15 protein-coding genes are annotated in these 16,573 nt (G+C 72.3%); 5 read left to right on the top strand and 10 right to left on the bottom strand.

The window, feature by feature from the left end:
* Positions 1-19: 19 nt before the first annotated feature.
* The 3 genes from ABL57_RS08975 to ABL57_RS08965 are packed head-to-tail and all read right to left on the bottom strand — an operon-like array spanning position 20 to position 3,196.
* Positions 20-952 (bottom strand): carbohydrate ABC transporter permease, encoded by a 933-nt coding sequence (locus ABL57_RS08975; protein WP_082157332.1) that lies wholly within the window; start codon positions 950-952, stop codon positions 20-22.
* A 4-nt stretch (positions 953-956) separates the two neighbouring features.
* Positions 957-1,862 (bottom strand): carbohydrate ABC transporter permease, encoded by a 906-nt coding sequence (locus tag ABL57_RS08970; protein WP_047803133.1) that lies wholly within the window; start codon positions 1,860-1,862, stop codon positions 957-959.
* Complete coding sequence (locus tag ABL57_RS08965) at positions 1,862-3,196, bottom strand: extracellular solute-binding protein (protein ID WP_139318462.1); 1,335 nt, start codon at positions 3,194-3,196, stop codon at positions 1,862-1,864. Before ABL57_RS08965 ends, ABL57_RS08970 begins: the two co-directional genes overlap by 1 nt.
* Before the next feature lie 189 nt (positions 3,197-3,385).
* Here ABL57_RS08965 and ABL57_RS08960 point away from each other — a divergent pair, with 189 nt between their 5' ends.
* Positions 3,386-4,402 carry a LacI family DNA-binding transcriptional regulator gene (locus ABL57_RS08960; RefSeq protein ID WP_053004850.1) on the top strand — a complete coding sequence of 339 codons (1,017 nt, stop codon included), beginning with the start codon at positions 3,386-3,388 and terminating at the stop codon, positions 4,400-4,402.
* A 4-nt stretch (positions 4,403-4,406) separates the two neighbouring features.
* Here ABL57_RS08960 and ABL57_RS08955 read toward each other — a convergent pair whose 3' ends face one another.
* The 6 genes from ABL57_RS08955 to ABL57_RS08930 all read right to left on the bottom strand — a co-directional run bounded on the left by ABL57_RS08955 (position 4,407) and on the right by ABL57_RS08930 (position 11,738).
* Positions 4,407-5,636, bottom strand: coding sequence for an MFS transporter (locus ABL57_RS08955; RefSeq protein ID WP_047803119.1), 1,230 nt, complete (start codon positions 5,634-5,636; stop codon positions 4,407-4,409).
* Positions 5,637-5,759: 123 nt separating this feature from the next.
* Positions 5,760-6,749 carry an AEC family transporter gene (locus tag ABL57_RS08950; protein WP_047803118.1) on the bottom strand — a complete coding sequence of 330 codons (990 nt, stop codon included), beginning with the start codon at positions 6,747-6,749 and terminating at the stop codon, positions 5,760-5,762.
* 19 nt (positions 6,750-6,768) lie between these two features.
* The gene (locus ABL57_RS08945; RefSeq protein WP_047803117.1) at positions 6,769-8,097 is read right to left on the bottom strand and encodes an enolase C-terminal domain-like protein; all 1,329 of its coding nucleotides are present in this window, start codon (positions 8,095-8,097) and stop codon (positions 6,769-6,771) included.
* Complete coding sequence (locus ABL57_RS08940) at positions 8,094-9,719, bottom strand: aldehyde dehydrogenase (NADP(+)) (RefSeq protein ID WP_047803116.1); 1,626 nt, start codon at positions 9,717-9,719, stop codon at positions 8,094-8,096. Before ABL57_RS08940 ends, ABL57_RS08945 begins: the two co-directional genes overlap by 4 nt.
* A 54-nt stretch (positions 9,720-9,773) precedes the next feature.
* Positions 9,774-10,721, bottom strand: a complete 948-nt coding sequence (kdgD, locus tag ABL57_RS08935) for a 5-dehydro-4-deoxyglucarate dehydratase (protein WP_047803115.1) — start codon at positions 10,719-10,721, stop codon at positions 9,774-9,776.
* A 132-nt stretch (positions 10,722-10,853) separates the two neighbouring features.
* Complete coding sequence (locus ABL57_RS08930; protein ID WP_047803114.1) at positions 10,854-11,738, bottom strand: LysR family transcriptional regulator; 885 nt, start codon at positions 11,736-11,738, stop codon at positions 10,854-10,856.
* A gap of 159 nt (positions 11,739-11,897) precedes the next feature.
* Here ABL57_RS08930 and ABL57_RS08925 point away from each other — a divergent pair, with 159 nt between their 5' ends.
* The 4 genes from ABL57_RS08925 to ABL57_RS08910 are packed head-to-tail and all read left to right on the top strand — an operon-like array spanning position 11,898 to position 15,498.
* A complete protein-coding gene (locus ABL57_RS08925) occupies positions 11,898-12,899 on the top strand; it encodes a tripartite tricarboxylate transporter substrate binding protein (protein ID WP_047803113.1) in 1,002 nt (333 codons plus the stop codon).
* Positions 12,900-12,948: 49 nt separating this feature from the next.
* Positions 12,949-13,509, top strand: coding sequence for a tripartite tricarboxylate transporter TctB family protein (locus tag ABL57_RS08920; RefSeq protein WP_047803112.1), 561 nt, complete (start codon positions 12,949-12,951; stop codon positions 13,507-13,509).
* A 40-nt stretch (positions 13,510-13,549) separates the two neighbouring features.
* Complete coding sequence (locus ABL57_RS08915; protein ID WP_047803111.1) at positions 13,550-15,097, top strand: tripartite tricarboxylate transporter permease; 1,548 nt, start codon at positions 13,550-13,552, stop codon at positions 15,095-15,097.
* Positions 15,094-15,498: a universal stress protein gene (locus ABL57_RS08910; RefSeq protein ID WP_047803110.1), complete on the top strand. Its 405-nt coding sequence runs from the start codon at positions 15,094-15,096 to the stop codon at positions 15,496-15,498. Before ABL57_RS08915 ends, ABL57_RS08910 begins: the two co-directional genes overlap by 4 nt.
* 70 nt (positions 15,499-15,568) lie before the next feature.
* On the opposite strand, the gene ABL57_RS08905 is transcribed toward ABL57_RS08910, so the two are convergent.
* The gene (locus tag ABL57_RS08905; protein WP_047803109.1) at positions 15,569-16,567 is read right to left on the bottom strand and encodes a LacI family DNA-binding transcriptional regulator; all 999 of its coding nucleotides are present in this window, start codon (positions 16,565-16,567) and stop codon (positions 15,569-15,571) included.
* Positions 16,568-16,573: the final 6 nt, after the last annotated feature.

Raw genomic sequence — 16,573 nt, 5'->3', positions numbered from 1 at the left:
CTTCGGGTTGGTGGGCGCGTCACTTGCCGAAGCCGGCGGTGAGCCCGGCGACGAGCTGGCGGCGTCCGAAGACGTAGAGGACGAGGATCGGCAGCGCCGAGAGGACGACGGCGGCCAGGACGGCGGGGATGTCCGCCTGGAACTCCCCCTGGTAGGTCCACAGGGACAGCGGCAGGGTGCGCTTCTCGGAGCTCTGGGTGAGGATCAGCGGGAAGAGGAAGTTGTTCCAGCTGTTCAGCGCGTTGTAGACGCCCACGGTGGTGACGGCGGGCATGCTCAGCGGCAGCACGAGCGTGCGGAAGACCTTCCAGTCCCCGGCCCCGTCGAGGGTCATGGACTCGTAGAGCTCGTTGGGGATGTCGCGCATGAAGTTGGTCAGGATCAGGACCGTGATCGGGATCCCGGAGGCGATGCCGGGCAGGATCAGCGCCGCCAGGGTGTCGTAGAGGCCCAGCTGCACGATGATCAGGTAGATCGGGATGATCGTGGCCTGGATCGGGATGGCGATGCCCAGCAGGAACAGCCGGTTCGAGAACACGGCCAGCCCGGTGCGGCTGCGCACGATCACGTAGGACGCGAGCAGGGACAGGAACACGATCCCCGCCACCGTGCCGACGACCACCACCACGCTGTTGAGGAAGTACTGGACGAACTGGTTCTGCAGCACCGTCAGGTACGGCGTGAACGTCGGCGCCGAGGGCACCAGGGGATTGGTGGAGTAGTAGTCCTCCCGGGGCTTCGTGCTGGTGATCGCGATGTAGTAGATCGGGACGATGATGACGGCCAGCCACAGCCATCCGCCCACGGCCGCCGGGATGTTGGGGACGCCCCGGCGCCGGCGGCGGGCGGGAGCGGCGCCCCCGGGGCGGGGCTCCGCCGGGCGAGGGGCCGTGGGGCGGGTGCCCGTGCTTCCGGTGCTGTGGGGACGGGTGTCCGCAGGACGTGTGCTCATGGGGCTACGCACCTTCCGCCTGGCTCTCCATCTTGTCGGCCCCGGTGAGCCGTTGCAGGCCGAGGGCGAGCGTGAGGCCCACGGCGACGAGGATGACCGCCAGGACACTGGCCTCGCCCATCTGGTTGCTGCGGAAACCGGTCAGGTACATGTCCAGGGGCAGGATCCGGGTCGCGGTGCCCGGTCCGCCGCCGGTGAGGCTGAAGACCAGGTCGAAGTAGGTCAGCGACCCGACCAGCATCAGCGTCGAGGACGTGACGATCGTGTACTTCAGCTGCGGGAGCGTGATCGCGAAGAACTTCCGCACGGTCCCGGCGCCGTCGAGCGTGGCGGCCTCGTACATGCTCTGCGGGATCTGCCGCACGCCCGCCTGGTAGAGCAGCGAGTGGAACGGGATGAACGACCAGGAGATGACGAACACGACCACGTAGAACGCCAGGTCCGGCCGGCCGAGCCAGTCCTGCCGGAGCACGGCCGCGTCGAAGGCCTGGGACAGCCCGAAGTTCGGGTCCAGGAGGGCCTTGAAGGCGATGCCGATCGCGGCGGCCGAGAAGAGCATCGGCAGGAAGTACAGCACCGAGAGGAACTCGCGGTAGCGCTGCTGACCGGCCATGAACACCCCGAGCAGCAGGCTCAGCGGGAACTGGACGGCGTAGCTGAGCAGGGTCAGCTTCACGGTCAGCCACATCGCCTGGCGCGAGACCGGGTTCTCGAGCACCGACACCCAGTTCCCGCCCCCCGCCCACTGCGGCGTGCCGAGACCGTCCCACTCCATGAAGGACAGCACCAGCACGCCCAGCAGCGGGCCGATCGAGAAGATGCCGAAGAAGGCCAGGGCGGGGGCCAGCAGCCAGTTGCTGGGTCCCGCGCCCGCCCGGGTCCTGCGCCGGGCGGGCGCGCGCAGCAGCATCACAGCGTCCCGTTCATCGCGGTCTGGAACTGCTCGGGGGTCATCTCGCCGGCGAAGACCTGGCTGAGGTTGGTCAGCAGGGCCTGGCCCTGGTCGGCCGGCAGCGCCTGGTCCCAGGAGAGCTGGAAGTGCGGCGCGTCCTGGACCATCGAGTAGGCGAAGTCGAGGTACTCGGGGTGCTCGGTCTCGTCGATCTTGTCCTCCACGCCGTCCACCGCCGGGATCAGGCCGGCGTCGAAGAGCGTGTCGACCGCCGTGTCGTCGAGGTTCATCTGCTCGAGGTACTCGAAGGCCGTCTGCTGCTCCTCCTCGCTGGCGTCCGCGGACACGGCCCAGAAGTTCGCGGGGTTGCCCACGATGTTCTGCGGGTCGCCCTGTCCGCCCTCGATCTCGGGGAAGGTGGTGTAGCCGAGGTTGCCCTCCGCGGTCCACTCCGGGGCGTCGGTGAGGAAGCTGGAGTACACCCAGCTGCCGTGCAGCATCATGGCCGCCTGGTCGGTGTGCACCAGGGCGACGTCGGCGCCCGCGTCGGCCACCACCGAGCCGTAGGCGTCGCCGAAGCCGCCGGCCTCCACGAGCTCCTGGATCTTCTCGAGCGCCTCCGTGATCGCGGGGTCGGACCAGGCGTTCTCCTCGCCGTCCACGATCGCCTGGAAGACCTCCGGGCCGCCGATCCGGTCGGTGAGGTACTGGATCCACATCAGGTACGGCCACTGGCTGGAGCCGGCCACGGAGATCGGCGTGACGCCCTCGGCCTTGAAGGCCTCCACGGCGTCCAGCATCTCCTCCCACGTGGTGGGCACCTTCACCCCGGCCTGCTCGAAGAGCTTGGTGTTGTAGTACAGGATCACCGGCTGGGTGTTGTTGTTCGGGACCGCGTAGAGCTTCCCGTCCACCGTGCCGGTCTCCAGGACGGAGTCGAGCGCGCGCTCCTCCATGCCCGGGATCTTGCCGGTCAGCTCCACCACGTCGCCGTTCTCCACGTAGCTCTCGAGGTTGTCCCCGCCCCAGTTGTAGATCAGCGTCGGGGCGTTGCCCGAGCCCACGCTGGTGCGGATCTTCTCCTTGAACGCGTCGTTGGCGAAGTACTCGGCGGTGATGGGCTCCTCCGCGTGCGCGTCGTTCCACTCCTGGAAGGAGGTGCGGAAGGTCTCCTCCGCGCCGCCGGTCAGGGTCCAGGCGCTGGCGCCGGCGGCCTGGCCCGGCTGCGCGCCGCCGCCGCACCCGGCCAGGGTCAGGGCCGCGGCGCCCACGAGCGCGATGCGGGACAGCGACCGCCGGGAGAACGGGGTCCACAGGGCGGGGGCGGTGCGGCGGGTGCGGTCGGTGGTCATGGCGTGCTCCTCAGCGTCCGGTGATGCATTGCGCTTACGAAACTTTTCGTATAGCGTTTCGTTGCGAGAAGCGTAAGTGGCCTGTTTCACACCCGTCAACCCCTGGGTGTGAGCTGAGCCACTACATTTGACGTAACGAAACGTTTCGCCGTGCACCGCAGGGTGCCCGACGTCCGAGGAGCCGGCCGCATGAAGAGAACGACCCTGAGCGAGGTCGCCGCACAGGCCGGGGTGTCCAAGGGCACCGTCTCGAAGGTGCTCAACGGGCGCCCCGACGTGGGGGAGGACACCCGGGAGAAGGTCCGGGCCGCGGCCGCGGAGCTGGGCTACACGGGCGCCGCCGCGCGGCGCCCCCGCCCGGCGATCGTGCTGGTGTTCGACACCCTGGAGAGCAACTACTCGCTGCAGGTCATGGCCGGTGCCGTGGACGCCTGCGGGCGCGCCGACGCCGACCTGCTGCTGAACGCCCTGCCCGCCCTCGAGCAGGGCGACCTCCCGCCCTTCTCCGACGACTGGTTCGCGGTCTGCGGCCGGAAGGGGGAGACGGCGGTCGTGGCCGTGACCACGCCGCTGACCGCGGAGCAGGTGGCGGCGGCGGCCCACGCACAGGTCCCGCTGGTGGCCATCGACCCGGTCAACAGCCTGCCCTCCACGGTGCCGAGCATCGGCTCCACGAACTGGGCCGGCGGCTACGCGGCCACCACGCACCTGGCCGAGCTCGGGCACCGCCGGATCGGCCACCTCGCCGGCGCCGGCGGATCGGTGCCGGCGCGCGAGCGCCTGGCCGGGTACCGCAGCGCCCTGGAGAGCGCGGAGCTCCCGCGCGAGCCCCGGCTCGTGGCGGGGGACGGCTTCAGCTACGAGGCCGGCTTCGCCGCCGCCCAGCAGCTGCTCGCGCTCGAGGACCCGCCGACCGCGCTGTTCGCCGCGTCCGACGAGGCCGCGCTGGGCGCGTTCGAGGCGGCGCGGCAGGTGTCCCTGCGGGTGCCCGAGGACCTGAGCGTCGTGGGCTTCGACGACACGCTGATCGCCCGCTGGGCCTCGCCGAAGCTGACCACGGTGCGCCAGCCCCTGCACGCCATGGGGGAGATGGCGGTCGAACGGGCGCTCGCCCTGCTGGCCGGCGGGTCCCGCCGCACCCACCCGCTGCAGCTGCAGACCTCGCTGGTCGAGCGGTCCTCGACCGCCCCGCCCCGCCCGGCCTGAGCGCTCAGCGCTCCTGCACCGCGCGGTCCCGCCCGGCCTGCCAGCCGAAGACCGCGGCGAGGGCGCCGACCACGGCGAACATGACGCCGGCGGCGGCGAAGCCGCCGGTGGCGTGCAGCAGCTGCCCGACCAGGAAGGTGCCCGAGGAGCCCAGGCCGTAGCCGACGCCCTGCATCATCCCGGACAGCCGCACAGCCATGGTGGCGCTGCGGGTGCGCAGGGCGATCATGGTCAGGGCCACGGCGGTCAGGGCGCCCTGGCCCAGCCCCAGCAGCCCGGTCCAGACCCAGATCAGCTCGAGGGGGCCGAAGATCGAGAGCACGAACCCGCCGCCGGCCATCAGCGCCACCACGGCGTTGAGGACCCGCTGGTCGGCCAGACGCACCGCCAGGGCCGGGGCGAACAGCGAGCCGGTCATCTGCAGCAGGATGGACACCGCCACGATCACCCCCGCGGTGGCCCCGTCGACCCCCCGTTCGCGCAGGATGGGGGCGAGCCAGGCGAAGACGCTGAAGGACATCATCGCCTGGAAGACCATGAACCCGGTGATCTGCCAGGCCACCGGCGACCGCCAGGGGCTGTCCCCGCCGCCGCCCGCGGCCGCGGCCGGGGGCGCGGGGATGCGGTGGCGGGCCGCCACCGGGAGCAGGAGCAGGACCACCAGGGCGGCCGGTGCCGCCCACCCGGCCAGGCCCGCCCGCCAGGAGCCCGTGGCCTGGAACAGCGGGTAGGTCAGCCCCGCCCCGAGCGCGGCGGAGGCGGCGATGGCGGTGGTGTAGAGCCCGCTCATCAGCCCGAGGCGGTGGGCGAAGTCCCGCTTCACGATCGAGGGCAGCAGCACGTTGCCCACCGCGATCGCCGCTCCGCAGGCCAGGGTGCCGGCCAGCAGCAGCGGCACGGTGGCGCCCGCGGGCAGAGGCAGCCCGCGGGCGGCCAGCCCGGCGGCGAGCAGCACCATGGCCCCCAGCAGCACGGTCTCCGCCCCGTACCGGCGGGCCAGCCGCGGGGCGAGCGGGGCGAACACCCCCAGCAGCGTCACCGGGGCCGTGGTCAGCACGGTCACCGCCCAGGAGGGCAGGCCGGCCGCGGCGGTGATCTCCGGCAGGATCGCGGCGAAGCTGGAGAAGACCGTGCGCAGGTTCAGCCCCACCAGCACCACGCAGACCCCCAGGTAGAGCAGGGCCCGGCGCGAGGTCGGAGTGGGGGCCTGCTGCACGGCGGACGGGGTGGGCACGGGCGGTCTCCTCGGGCGTCAGGGTCTGGTCCGGTGCCACGAGGCCCGGGCCGGGTCCAGGGTACGACGGGAGCTCTCGGTCCTCGCGCGTTCCCGGCCGCCCCGCCCGGGCGGGCCGTGGCGTCAGCGCAGGAGCAGGCCGGCGAGGAGGACGGCCGGGAAGGACAGGAACGAACTGAGGAGGATGATGTCGCGCCCCGCGTCGGCGGGCATCCGGAACTGGGACGAGAAGAGGAACACGTTCTGGGCCGTGGGCAGGGCCGCCATGACGACGACCCCCAGCAGCTCGGTGCCGCCCAGGCCGAAGCCGAAGCGGGCGATCCCCCACGCCACGACCGGCATGAGCGCGACCTTGACCAGCGTCCCGCCGATCACGTCCGGCACCAGGGCACGGGTGCGGAACGGCCGCTGCCCGTGCAGGCTCATGCCGAACAGCAGGAGCAGCAGGGGGATGGACGCCTCCCCGAGCATCTCCAGGGGGACCCAGAGCACCTCGGGCACCGTCAGCCCGGTGGCGGAGAGCAGCACCCCCAGCGCGGTGCCGATCGTCACCGGATTGGCGACCGAGCGCAGGATCGTGCGCCCGGTCGACGTGCCGGTCGGCGCCCCGGTCCGGGCCGGGGTCCTGGCCGCCGTCGCCGCGCCCGGACCGGCGCGCCGGGACGGGCGGGTGACCCACGAGAACACGAGGAGGTACGCCGGCGCCACGACCAGCAGCTGGGCGAGCAGGACCGAGACCACGGGGGCGGCGCTGCCCACCGCGTAGAGGGCGATGGGCAGCCCGATGTTCCCGGCGTTGACGTAGGAGGAGGCCATCGCGCCGACCGCCGTGCGCGCCGCCCCGCGGCGCAGCAGCGCACCGCTGTACAGGGCGAAGACCGCCCCCGCCACCGCGGCGGTGACGAGGGCGATCGGGGTGTAGACCCCGAGCACGGCCCCGAGGTCGGTGCCCGCGACGAGCACCAGCATCAGCGCCGGGTTGGTGAGGTAGTAGACGACAGGGGTGAGGCCCGCACGCATGGTGCGGGCCTCACCGGGCAGCAGCGCGGAGGTGGCGAAGCCGAGCAGCGCGATCACGGCGACCACGCCGAAGCCCAGCAGCACCCCCGTCATCCGGTTCTCGGCCCCCGGTTCAGCGGACCAGGCAGGGCCGCTTGGGGTCGAAGCTCCAGCCCTCGATCAGGTACTGCATGGCCGCGGCGTCGTCGCGGGCGCCGAGGCCGTGCTCGAGGTAGAGCTCGTGCGCCTCCGCCAGGCGCTCGCGGTCCAGCGCCACGCCGAGACCCGGGGCGGCCGGGACCTCGATCGCGCCGTCCCGGATGCGCAGCGGCTCCTGGGTGAGGCCCTGGCCGTCCTGCCAGATCCAGTGGGTGTCCAGCGCGGTGATCTCCCCGGGGGCCGCCGCGCCCACGTGGGTGAACATGGCCAGCGAGATGTCGAAGTGGTTGTTCGAGTGGGAGCCCCACGTCAGGCCGAACTCGTGGCACAGCTGCGCCACGCGCACGGACCCGGCCATCGTCCAGAAGTGCGGGTCCGCCAGGGGGATGTCCACGGCGTTGGACCGCACCGCGTGGGACATCTCCCGCCAGTCGGTGGCGATCATGTTCGTGGCCGTGCGCAGCCCCGTGGCCCGCCGGAACTCCGCCATCACCTCGCGGCCCGAGAACCGGCCCTCGGCCCCGCACGGGTCCTCCGCGTAGGCGACGACGCCCTGCATCCGCCGGCCCAGCCGGACCGCCTCCTCCAGGAGCCAGCCGCCGTTGGGGTCCAGGGTCACCCGCGCCTCGGGGAAGCGCTCCTTGATCGCCGTGACGGCGTCGACCTCCACGTCCCCGGCCTGGACGCCGCCCTTGAGCTTGAAGTCCGTGAAGCCGTAGCGCTCCTTCGAGGCCTCGGCCAGGCGCACCACCGCCTCCGGGGTCATGGCCTGCTCCCGGCGCACCCGCGCCCAGGCGTCCGCGCCGTCCGGCTCCCGCAGATAGGGCAGGTCGGTGCTGTCCGGGTCGCCCACGAAGAACAGGTAGCCCAGCATCGGCACGGCGTCCCGCTGCCGGCCGTCCCCGAGCAGCTCCGCCACGGGCACGCCCAGGAACTGCCCGTGCAGGTCCAGCAGCGCGGACTCGACGCCGGTCACCGCGTGCACCGTGGTGCGCAGGTCGAAGGTCTGCAGCCCCCGGCCCCCGGCGTCGCGGTCGGCGAACGTCGTGGCGATCCGGCGCAGCAGGGTGCGGAAGAGGGCCACCGGCTCCCCGGTGATCAGGGACCCGGCCTCCTCGATCGTGGCGCGGATCTTCTCCCCGCCGGGCACCTCGCCCAGGCCGGTCCGCCCGTCCGAGTCCGTCACGATCACGACGTTGCGGGTGAAGAAGGGGCCGTGGGCGCCGGAGAGGTTCAGCAGCATGGAGTCGTGCCCGGCGACCGGCACGACCTCCACCCGGGCGACGGTCGGCTGGGTGCTCATGCCTGCTCGCCCGCGGAGTTGCTGGCCAGCTGGATGCGGCCGTCGACCCGCCGGTTGAGCTGCCAGGGGTTGGCGGCCTGCACCGGGGCGGGCAGCAGGGCGTCGGGGATGTTCTGGTAGGCCACCGGGCGCAGGAACCGCTCGATCGCCAGGGTGCCCACGGAGGTGGTCCGCGAGTCGGAGGTCGCCGGGAACGGGCCGCCGTGGACCATGGCCTCGCCCACGTCGACGCCGGTCGGCCAGCCGTTGGCGAGGATCCGCCCGACCTTGCGCTCGAGCACCGGCAGCAGCGGGGCGGCGGTGGGGAAGTCCTCCTCGGAGAGGAACAGGCTCGCGGTGAGCTGGCCCTCCATGCGGCGGGCGGCGGCCACCAGCTCCTCGGCGGACCCGTAGCGGATCACCAGGGAGGAGGCGCCGAAGATCTCCTCCTGCAGCACGGGGTTGGACAGGAAGGTGGGGACCTGCGTGCCGAAGACCACGGGGGCCGGGGCGTTCTCGGTGGATCCCTCCTGGCCCCGGGCCACGACCTCGACCCCGTCCTGCGCGGCAAGGGCGTCGATGCCCTCCTGGCACGAGCGGGCGATGCCCGGGGTGAGCATGGTCGCGCCCTCGGCGCCGGCCAGCGCCCGGTCCACGGCGGCGAGGAACGCGTCCCCGGCGGGACCCGCGGGGACGAACAGCAGGCCCGGGTTGGTGCACAGCTGCCCGGAGGAGCCGGTCAGGGAGGTGACGTAGGCGCGGGCGAACTCGTCGGCGTCGCCCTCCAGGGCGGAGTCGAAGAGGAAGACCGGGTTGATGGAGCTCATCTCCGCGTAGACGGGGATCGGCTCCGGGCGGGCGGCGGCCGTGGCCATGAGCGCGGTGCCCGCACCGCGGGACCCGGTGAAGCCGACGGCCTTGACGGCGGGGTCCTTGGCCAGGGCCTGGCCGATGCTCGCGCCGGGGCCGTAGACCAGGGAGAAGACGCCGGGGTGCAGGCCGGCCTCGCGCACGGCCTCGGTCAGGGCGCGGCCCACGATCTCGCCGGTGCCGGGGTGGGCGTTGTGGGCCTTGAAGATCACGGGGCACCCCGCGGCCAGCGCCGACGCCGTGTCACCGCCGGCCGTGGAGAAGGCGAAGGGGAAGTTGCTGGCGCCGAAGACGGCCACCGGGCCGAGGGGCACCTTGCGCTGGCGCAGGTCCGGGCGGGGCAGCGGGGTGCGCTCCGGCAGGGCCGGCTCGATGCGCACGCCGCGGTGGTCGCCCTGGCGCACGACGCGGGCGAAGAGCCGCAGCTGGCCGGTGGTGCGCGCCAGCTCGCCCTGCAGGCGCGGCTTCGGCAGCCCGGTCTCCGTCGAGGCGCGGTCCACCAGCTCCGGGCCGGCGGCCTCGATGTTGGCGGCGATCTTCTCGAGGAAGCTCGCGTGGGTCTCCGGGTCGAGGCTGCTGAAGGACTCGAAGGCCTGCTCGGCCGCGGCCGTGGCCTCGGCGAGCTGGGCCTCGTCGATCAGGGTGTAGGCCGGCCCGAGCTCGGCGTTGGTCGCCGGGTCGATGCCGTGGGTGGTGCCCGCGTTGCCGGGGGTCTCCCGGCCCGCGATGATCGAGTGGCCGGACAGGGTGGTGGTCTGGGTGCTCACGGACATGGATTTCCTTCGCTGTCTGTGCTGCGGTCGGGTGGACGGGGCTCGGCCGGGGCCTCAGGCCCGCTGGAGGCTGGTGCCCGAGGTCGTGGCGCTGCTGGTCTCGATGAGGGTCTTGAGGTCGGCGAGGTCGGTGGCGGTGAGGTCCTGCAGCGGGGGGCGGACCCCGCCGGCGTCGCGGCCCACGGCCTTGAGCCCGCCCTTGATGATCGACACCCCGTAGCCCTTGGCCCGGTCGCGGATCTGCAGGTAGGGCAGCACGAACCGGTTGAGCTTCTCGGTCACCGCCGCCCGGTCCTGGGCGCGCACGTCGGCGTAGAAGGCCAGGGCGAACTCCGGGACGAAGTTGTACATCGCCGAGGAGTAGGTGCTCATCCCCAGCTGCAGCAGCGGCAGGGCGAAGGTCTCGGCGGTGGGCAGCCCGCCGAGGTAGAACAGCCGGTCCCCGTTGGCGGCGTAGACCTTGGTGAGGTGCTCGATGTCGCCGATGCCGTCCTTGAACCCGATGAAGTTCTCGTGCCGTTCGGCCAGCCGGGCGATGGTCTCGGCGGAGTAGACGGCGTTGGCCCGGTTGTAGGCGATCACGCCCAGGTCGGTGGCCGCGCACACCGCGCTGGCGTGGGCGAGCAGGCCCTCCTGGTCGGCCTCGGTGAGGTAGGGCGGCAGCAGCAGCAGGCCCTCGGCCCCGGCGGCGGCGGCGTCGGTGGCGTTGCGGATGGCCTGGGCGGTGTTGCCGGCGGCCGGGGCGAGCACCGGGACGGTGTCCCCGACCTCGGCCACGGCCGCGGCCACCACGGTGGCGGTCTCCTCCACGGTGAGGGAGAAGCCCTCCCCGGTGCCGCCGGCGGCGAAGAGCCCGGCCACGGGGTAGGAGGCCTGCCAGGCCAGGTGCTGGCGGTAGGTGTGCTCGTCGAAGAGCAGGTCGGCGTCGAACGCGGTCACGGGGAAGGACAGCAGGCCGTCCTTGAGCCGAGCGGCGAGTTCCTGCGGAGTGTGCTGAGCCACGGTCGTCGTCCTTCGTGTCAGGCGTGGGGGCGGAGTGCCCGGGAATCACGTCTCACCCTAGGAAGGGGCGTCGATGCCTGTCCAAGCCCATTTGTGAATGGTCTGATGCCACCAGGGTATTGAGGGACGTGCTCAGTGCAGCTGCGTGCGCAGCAGCTCGAGCAGGTGGTGCAGGGCAGGGTTGCGGGACTGGCGGTCCCACAGGGCGTGCAGCTCCACCGAGTCCGAGGAGCTGCTCGAGAGCCGGAGATAGGCAACACCGGGGATGCCCAGGAGGCGGGCGGACTCGGGGACGAAGGCGAGCCCACGTCCGGCGGCCACGAGCGCGACCATGGTGAGGACCTGGCTGACGGTGTGGACGACGTTGCGGTGCTCCACCTCCACGAGTCGCACCACGTGGTCGTAGAAGTACCGCGCCTTGGTGGGGGAGTGCATGATCAGCGGCAGGTCCTTGAGATCGGCCGAGGTGACGGGGTGCTTGAGCGCGGTCAGGGGGTGGTCGGCCGGAACGGCCACGAGCAGGTCCTCGGCGAGCAGCAGCTGCGACTCGAAGACCTCCGTGTCGAAGGGCGGCCGGGCCAGTCCGAGGTCGAGGTCCCCGTCCTGGAGGGCGTGCAGCTGCTCGCTCGTCACCAGCTCCTGCAGATCGACGTCGACGTCCGGCAGCACCTGCTCGATCTCGCTCAGCAGCGGGCCGAGCAGGCTGAAGCCGGAGGCGGCCGTGAAGCCGATGCGCAGCACCCCCGACCGCCCGGCGGCGATCCGGCGCGCCAGCAGCGGGGCCCGGTCGGCCGCGACCACCAGCTTGCGCGACTCCACCAGGAACGCCCGTCCGGCGGCGGTGAGGGCCACGCGACGGTTGTCCCGCTCCAGGAGCTCCACGCCCAGCGTCTTCTCCAGCTTCTGGATCTGCCGGCTCAGCGGGGGCTGGGTCATGTTGAGCCGCGCCGCCGCGCGGCCGAAGTGCAGCTCCTCCGCGACGGCAATGAAACTCCGCGCCTGGTCAAGAGTGAACATCATGTCCTTCGGGTATTACTCAATGCACGAATGGGCTTGGACACGCATCGTAGTCTCTTCCTAGTCTCAAGTCTCACATCGCCTGTGACTGCACTCACAGCACTGCGCCCCCGGCGACTCCGCCGGAGCGCCCCGTCCTTCCCAGTGTCAGGAGCTCCCATGAAGAAGACATCGCTGCGCCAGGTCCTGGTCGGCGCGACCGCGGCGACCTCGTTGCTCGCCCTCACCGCGTGCGGGGGCAACGTCGGCGGCGGGTCCGCCGGCGCCGGCGAGGAGTTCCCCTCGGAGCCCATCACCCTGACCGTCGGCCAGGCGGCGGGCGGCTCCACCGACCTCATCGCCCGTGCCGTGGCCGACGCCGCCGCGGTGGACCTCGGCGTCCCGATGCCGGTCGTCAACCAGCCCGGCGCCAACGGCGCCCTCGCCACCCAGGAGGTCGCCGGCACGGCGCCCGACGGGCAGAACCTGGTCCTGCTCAACGCCTCGCTGATCACCATCACCCCCCTCGCCGTGGGCGAGGAGGAAGCCGTGTCCCTGGACGACCTCGAGGTGCTCAAGGGCCTCTCCCAGGACGACTACGTCATGGTGGCCAGCAGCGAGTCCGGCTTCGAGAACCTCGACGACGTGAAGAACGCCTCCGGCTCCTTCAGCTACGGCACCACCGGCGTGGGCACGGGCTCCCAGCTCGCCCAGACCGTGCTGTTCGCCCAGGCCGACATCACCGGCACCGAGGTGCCCTTCGACTCCGGCGCCCCGGCGCTGACCGCCGTGCTCGGCGACCAGGTGCAGGTCGCCACCGTCCAGCTGGGCGAGGCGAAGCCGCAGATCGACGCCGGTGAGGTGACGCCCATCGTGGTGTTCTCCGAGGACCGCAACGAGTTCCTGCCCGACGTGCCCACCGCGGTGGAGTCCGGCTACGACGTGCCGGTCTCCCAGTACCGGGCCGTGGCCGCCCCCGAGGGGCTCCCGGACGACGTGAAGGCGCGGCTCGTCGAGGCCTTCGACGCCGCCGTGGCCTCGGAGACCTACCAGGACTTCAACGAGCAGAACCTGCTCACCCCGTGGGAGGTCTCCGGTGAGGAGGTCGAGCAGGAGTGGACCGAGCTCGCCGACCGCTACCAGCAGCTCGTCGAGGAGTACGACATCTCCCTCGCCGAGTAGGAAGGACCTCCGCGCCGCCATGTCGACCACCACACCCAGGAGCGTTCCCATGAAAGATCCCCGTATCGACGACCGCCCCCAGGTCACCGAGGTCCTGGTCGACGCGGACGCCGCCGCCGAGGACCTCACCCCGGAGCAGCTCGCCGCCGAGTGGGAGGCCGAAGGGCCCCCGCCCGGCGGACGGGCCGCGGCGCTCGGGTCGACACTGGCGGTCACGGCGCTCGCCGCCGCGGCGGCGCTGCTGTCCCTGGGCATGGGGCTGGGCACCCCGCAGCAGCCGGCCCCCGGCATGTGGCCGTTCCTGGTCAGCGTGGTGGCCGTGGTGATCGGCCTGAGCCACCTCGTCACGGGGCGGCGCGGGGGCGAGGGCGAGAAGTTCACCCGGGAGTCGCTGCTGGCCGTCTACGGCTTCGTGACGCTGGTCGGGCTGGTGCTGCTCATGCCCGTGATCGGGTTCGAGATCCCCTCCCTGCTCCTGTCCTTCGTCTGGATGAAGTTCCTGGGCGGTGAGACGTGGCGGGCGGCGACCCTTTACTCCGTGCTCGTCGTCGTCGCGTTCTACCTCGTCTTCATCACTGCCCTCGGCACGTCGATCCCGCACCTGTTCTGACGGCCGCCGCTCCCGGCGGCCACCGACCAAAGGCTCCCGCATGGACTTCCTGCAACCCGCCCTGGACGGCTTCGGCGTCGTCCTCCAGCCGACCAACCTCCTGTACTGCCTGCTGGGCGTGGTCATCGGCATGCTGATCGGCGTGCTGCCGGGCCTCGGCCCGGCCGCGACCATCGCCATCCTGCTGCCGCTGACCTACGGCATCGAACCGGTCACGGCGATCATCATGCTCGCCGGCATCTTCTACGGCGCCCAGTACGGCGGCACGATCACCTCGGTGCTGCTCCGGCTGCCCGGGGAGGCCAGCTCCGTGGTCACGGTCTTCGACGGCTACATGATGGCCAAGCAGGGCCGAGCCGGCACCGCCCTGGGCATCGCCGCGATCGGGTCCTTCATCGGCGGCACCGTCGCCATCGTCGGCCTGACGTTCCTCGCCCCGGTGGTGGCCGGCTTCGCCCTCGACTTCGGCCCGCCCGAGTACACGGCCCTGGCCCTGCTCGGGATCCTGCTGGTGGCGACCATCAGCAACGGCAACAAGGCCAAGGCGCTCATCGCCGCCTGCTTCGGGCTGCTGCTGGCCACGGTGGGCCGGGACGTCTTCACCGGGGCCGAGCGGCTGACCTTCGGCAACCTCAACCTCGCCGACGGCATCGACTTCGTGCCCGTCGCGATGGGCCTGTTCGGCCTCGGCGAGATCCTGCACAACCTGGAGGAGCGCCACCGGGCAGCCAAGGCCCCCGACAAGGTCTCGAACGTCTGGCCCTCCCGGGCCGACCTCAAGCAGTCCTCCGGGGCCATCGGCCGCGGGTCCGTCCTGGGCTTCTTCCTCGGCATCCTCCCCGGCGGCGGCGCCACGATCTCCTCGATGGCCGCCTACGCGATGGAGAAGAAGCGCGCCAAGCAGCCCGAGCGGTTCGGTCGGGGGGCGGTCGAGGGCGTCGCCGGGCCCGAGACGGCCAACAACGCCGCGGCCACCAGCTCCTTCATCCCGCTGCTAACCCTGGGCATCCCGGCCAACGCCACGATGGCCCTGATGTTCGGCGCCCTGCTGATCCAGGGCGTCACGCCCGGCCCGCAGCTCGTCCAGCAGGACCCGGAGCTGTTCTGGGGCGTCGTCAACTCGATGTACATCGGCAACATCCTGCTGCTGATCATGTCGATCCCGCTGATCGGGATCTTCGTGCGCATCCTGCGGGTCCGGGGCGCCATCCTGGCGCCCATCACGGTCCTCATCACGATGCTGGGCGCCTACACCATCAACAACTCGATGTTCGACGTCATGCTGGTGGTCGTGTTCGGCGCGGTCGGCTACCTCATGAAGAAGTACGGGTTCGAACCGGGCCCGCTGGTGCTGGCCTTCGTCCTCGGCTCCCTGCTCGAGTCCAACCTGCGCCGGTCCCTGCTGGTCTTCGAGGGGGACGCCAGCGGGTTCTTCACCCGGCCCATCTCGGCGACCCTGCTGCTGCTGTTCGTGCTGGTCGCCGTTCTGCCCCTCGTCCAGTCCGCCGTGCGGCGCCGTCGGTCCCCGGGTTCCTCCGCGGAGTCCGCCGACGACGCCGACCGCACCCCCGTCAAGGAGAACGCATGAGCATCCTCGTTGGTTACGTCCCCACCCCCGTCGGAGAGGCCGCTCTCCGGGCGGCCGTCGAGGAGGCCCGCCTCCGCGAGGAGCCGCTGCTGGTCGTCAACTCGGTCCGGGAGGGCGCCCTGGCGGACCCGACCGTGGCCTCCGACGACGACCTCCGGCGCGTCACGGACGCGGCGGCCGCCGCCGGGGTGGCCTGCACCGTCCTGCAGCCGTCCCACCGCAGCGACCTGGCCGAGGAGATCCTCGACCTGGCCCGCGAGCACGACGTCTCCCGGATCGTCATCGGGCTGCGCCAGCGCACGCAGGTGGGCAAGTTCATCATGGGCTCCCACGCCCAGCGGATCCTGCTGCAGGCCGACCGCCCGGTCCTGGCCGTCAAGGCCCCCGACGCGCACCTCTGAGCACCCGCGGCCGCCCCCGAGGTGCCGCTGCCGGCCCGTGCCGGCAGCGGCACCTCGTCCGTTCCCCGGGTCAGGCGCTCTCGCGCTGCACGAGCTCGCCCACGACGTGCTCCACCCGGGGGGCGTCGCCGCTGAGCGCGATGTCCGCGGCCGTCTCCCCGATCTCCTCCAGCGGGAAGCGGACCGTGGTCAGCGCCGGGGAGAAGTCCCGCAGGTTCGGGATGTCGTCGAACCCGGCCACCCAGAGGTCCTGCGGCACGTGCAGCCCCGCGTGCCGCAGGGCCGCGATCGCGCCGAGCGCCATGACGTCGTTGGCGGCGACGAGCGCGAGCCCGCGCAGGCCCTCGGCACCGAGGCGCCCCACGAGGTCGCGGACCGACTCGTAGCCGCCCTCGCTGTCGAAGCCGTGCACGGTCTCCACCTCGGCCGTCAGCCCCGCCCTGGTCAGGGCCGCCCGGAACCCCGCGCGCCGCTCGGCCGCCGTGGTCAGATCGTCCGGTCCGCCGAGGAAGGCGAACCGGGTCCGCCCGGCCGCCACCAGCATGCCGGTCAGGTCCATCCCCGCGCTGCGGTTGTCGATCGTGACCGCCCCGGCGCCCTCCAGCCAGTCCTGGCCGATGGTCACCACGCGGCCGCCGTTCTTCTGGTAGCGCTCGAGCTCCGCGAGCAGCCGCGGGTCGATGCTCTCCCGGCGTGAGCCGGCCATGATGATGGCGTCGGTGCGGTGGGCCGCGAAGGCGGACACCGCGTCGAGCTGGTCGGTGCCGCTGGTGGCGGCCAGCAGCAGCTGGTGCCGGTGGGTCCGGGCCCGGCGCTGCACCCCCTTGGCGATCGAGGAGAAGTAGGGGTCGGCGATGTCGTGCACCACGAGCCCGACGAGCCCGGTGGTGGAGCGGGCCAGCGCCTGGGCCTGCGCGTTGGCCACGTAGCCGAGCGTCTCCGCGGCCAGGCGCACGCGCTCCGCGATCTCCTCCGCCGGCCGCCGGTCCGAGCCGTTGAGCACCCGGGAGGCGGTGGCCAGGGACACCCCGGCCTCCCGCGCCACCTGGGACAGGGTCACTGCGCTCATCGTGCG

The organism is Kocuria sp. SM24M-10 (assembly GCF_001027955.1).
Classification (GTDB): domain Bacteria; phylum Actinomycetota; class Actinomycetes; order Actinomycetales; family Micrococcaceae; genus Kocuria; species Kocuria oceani.
Note: the sequence above shows the minus strand (reverse complement) of the source record. Positions and strands in the feature narration are given on the sequence as shown.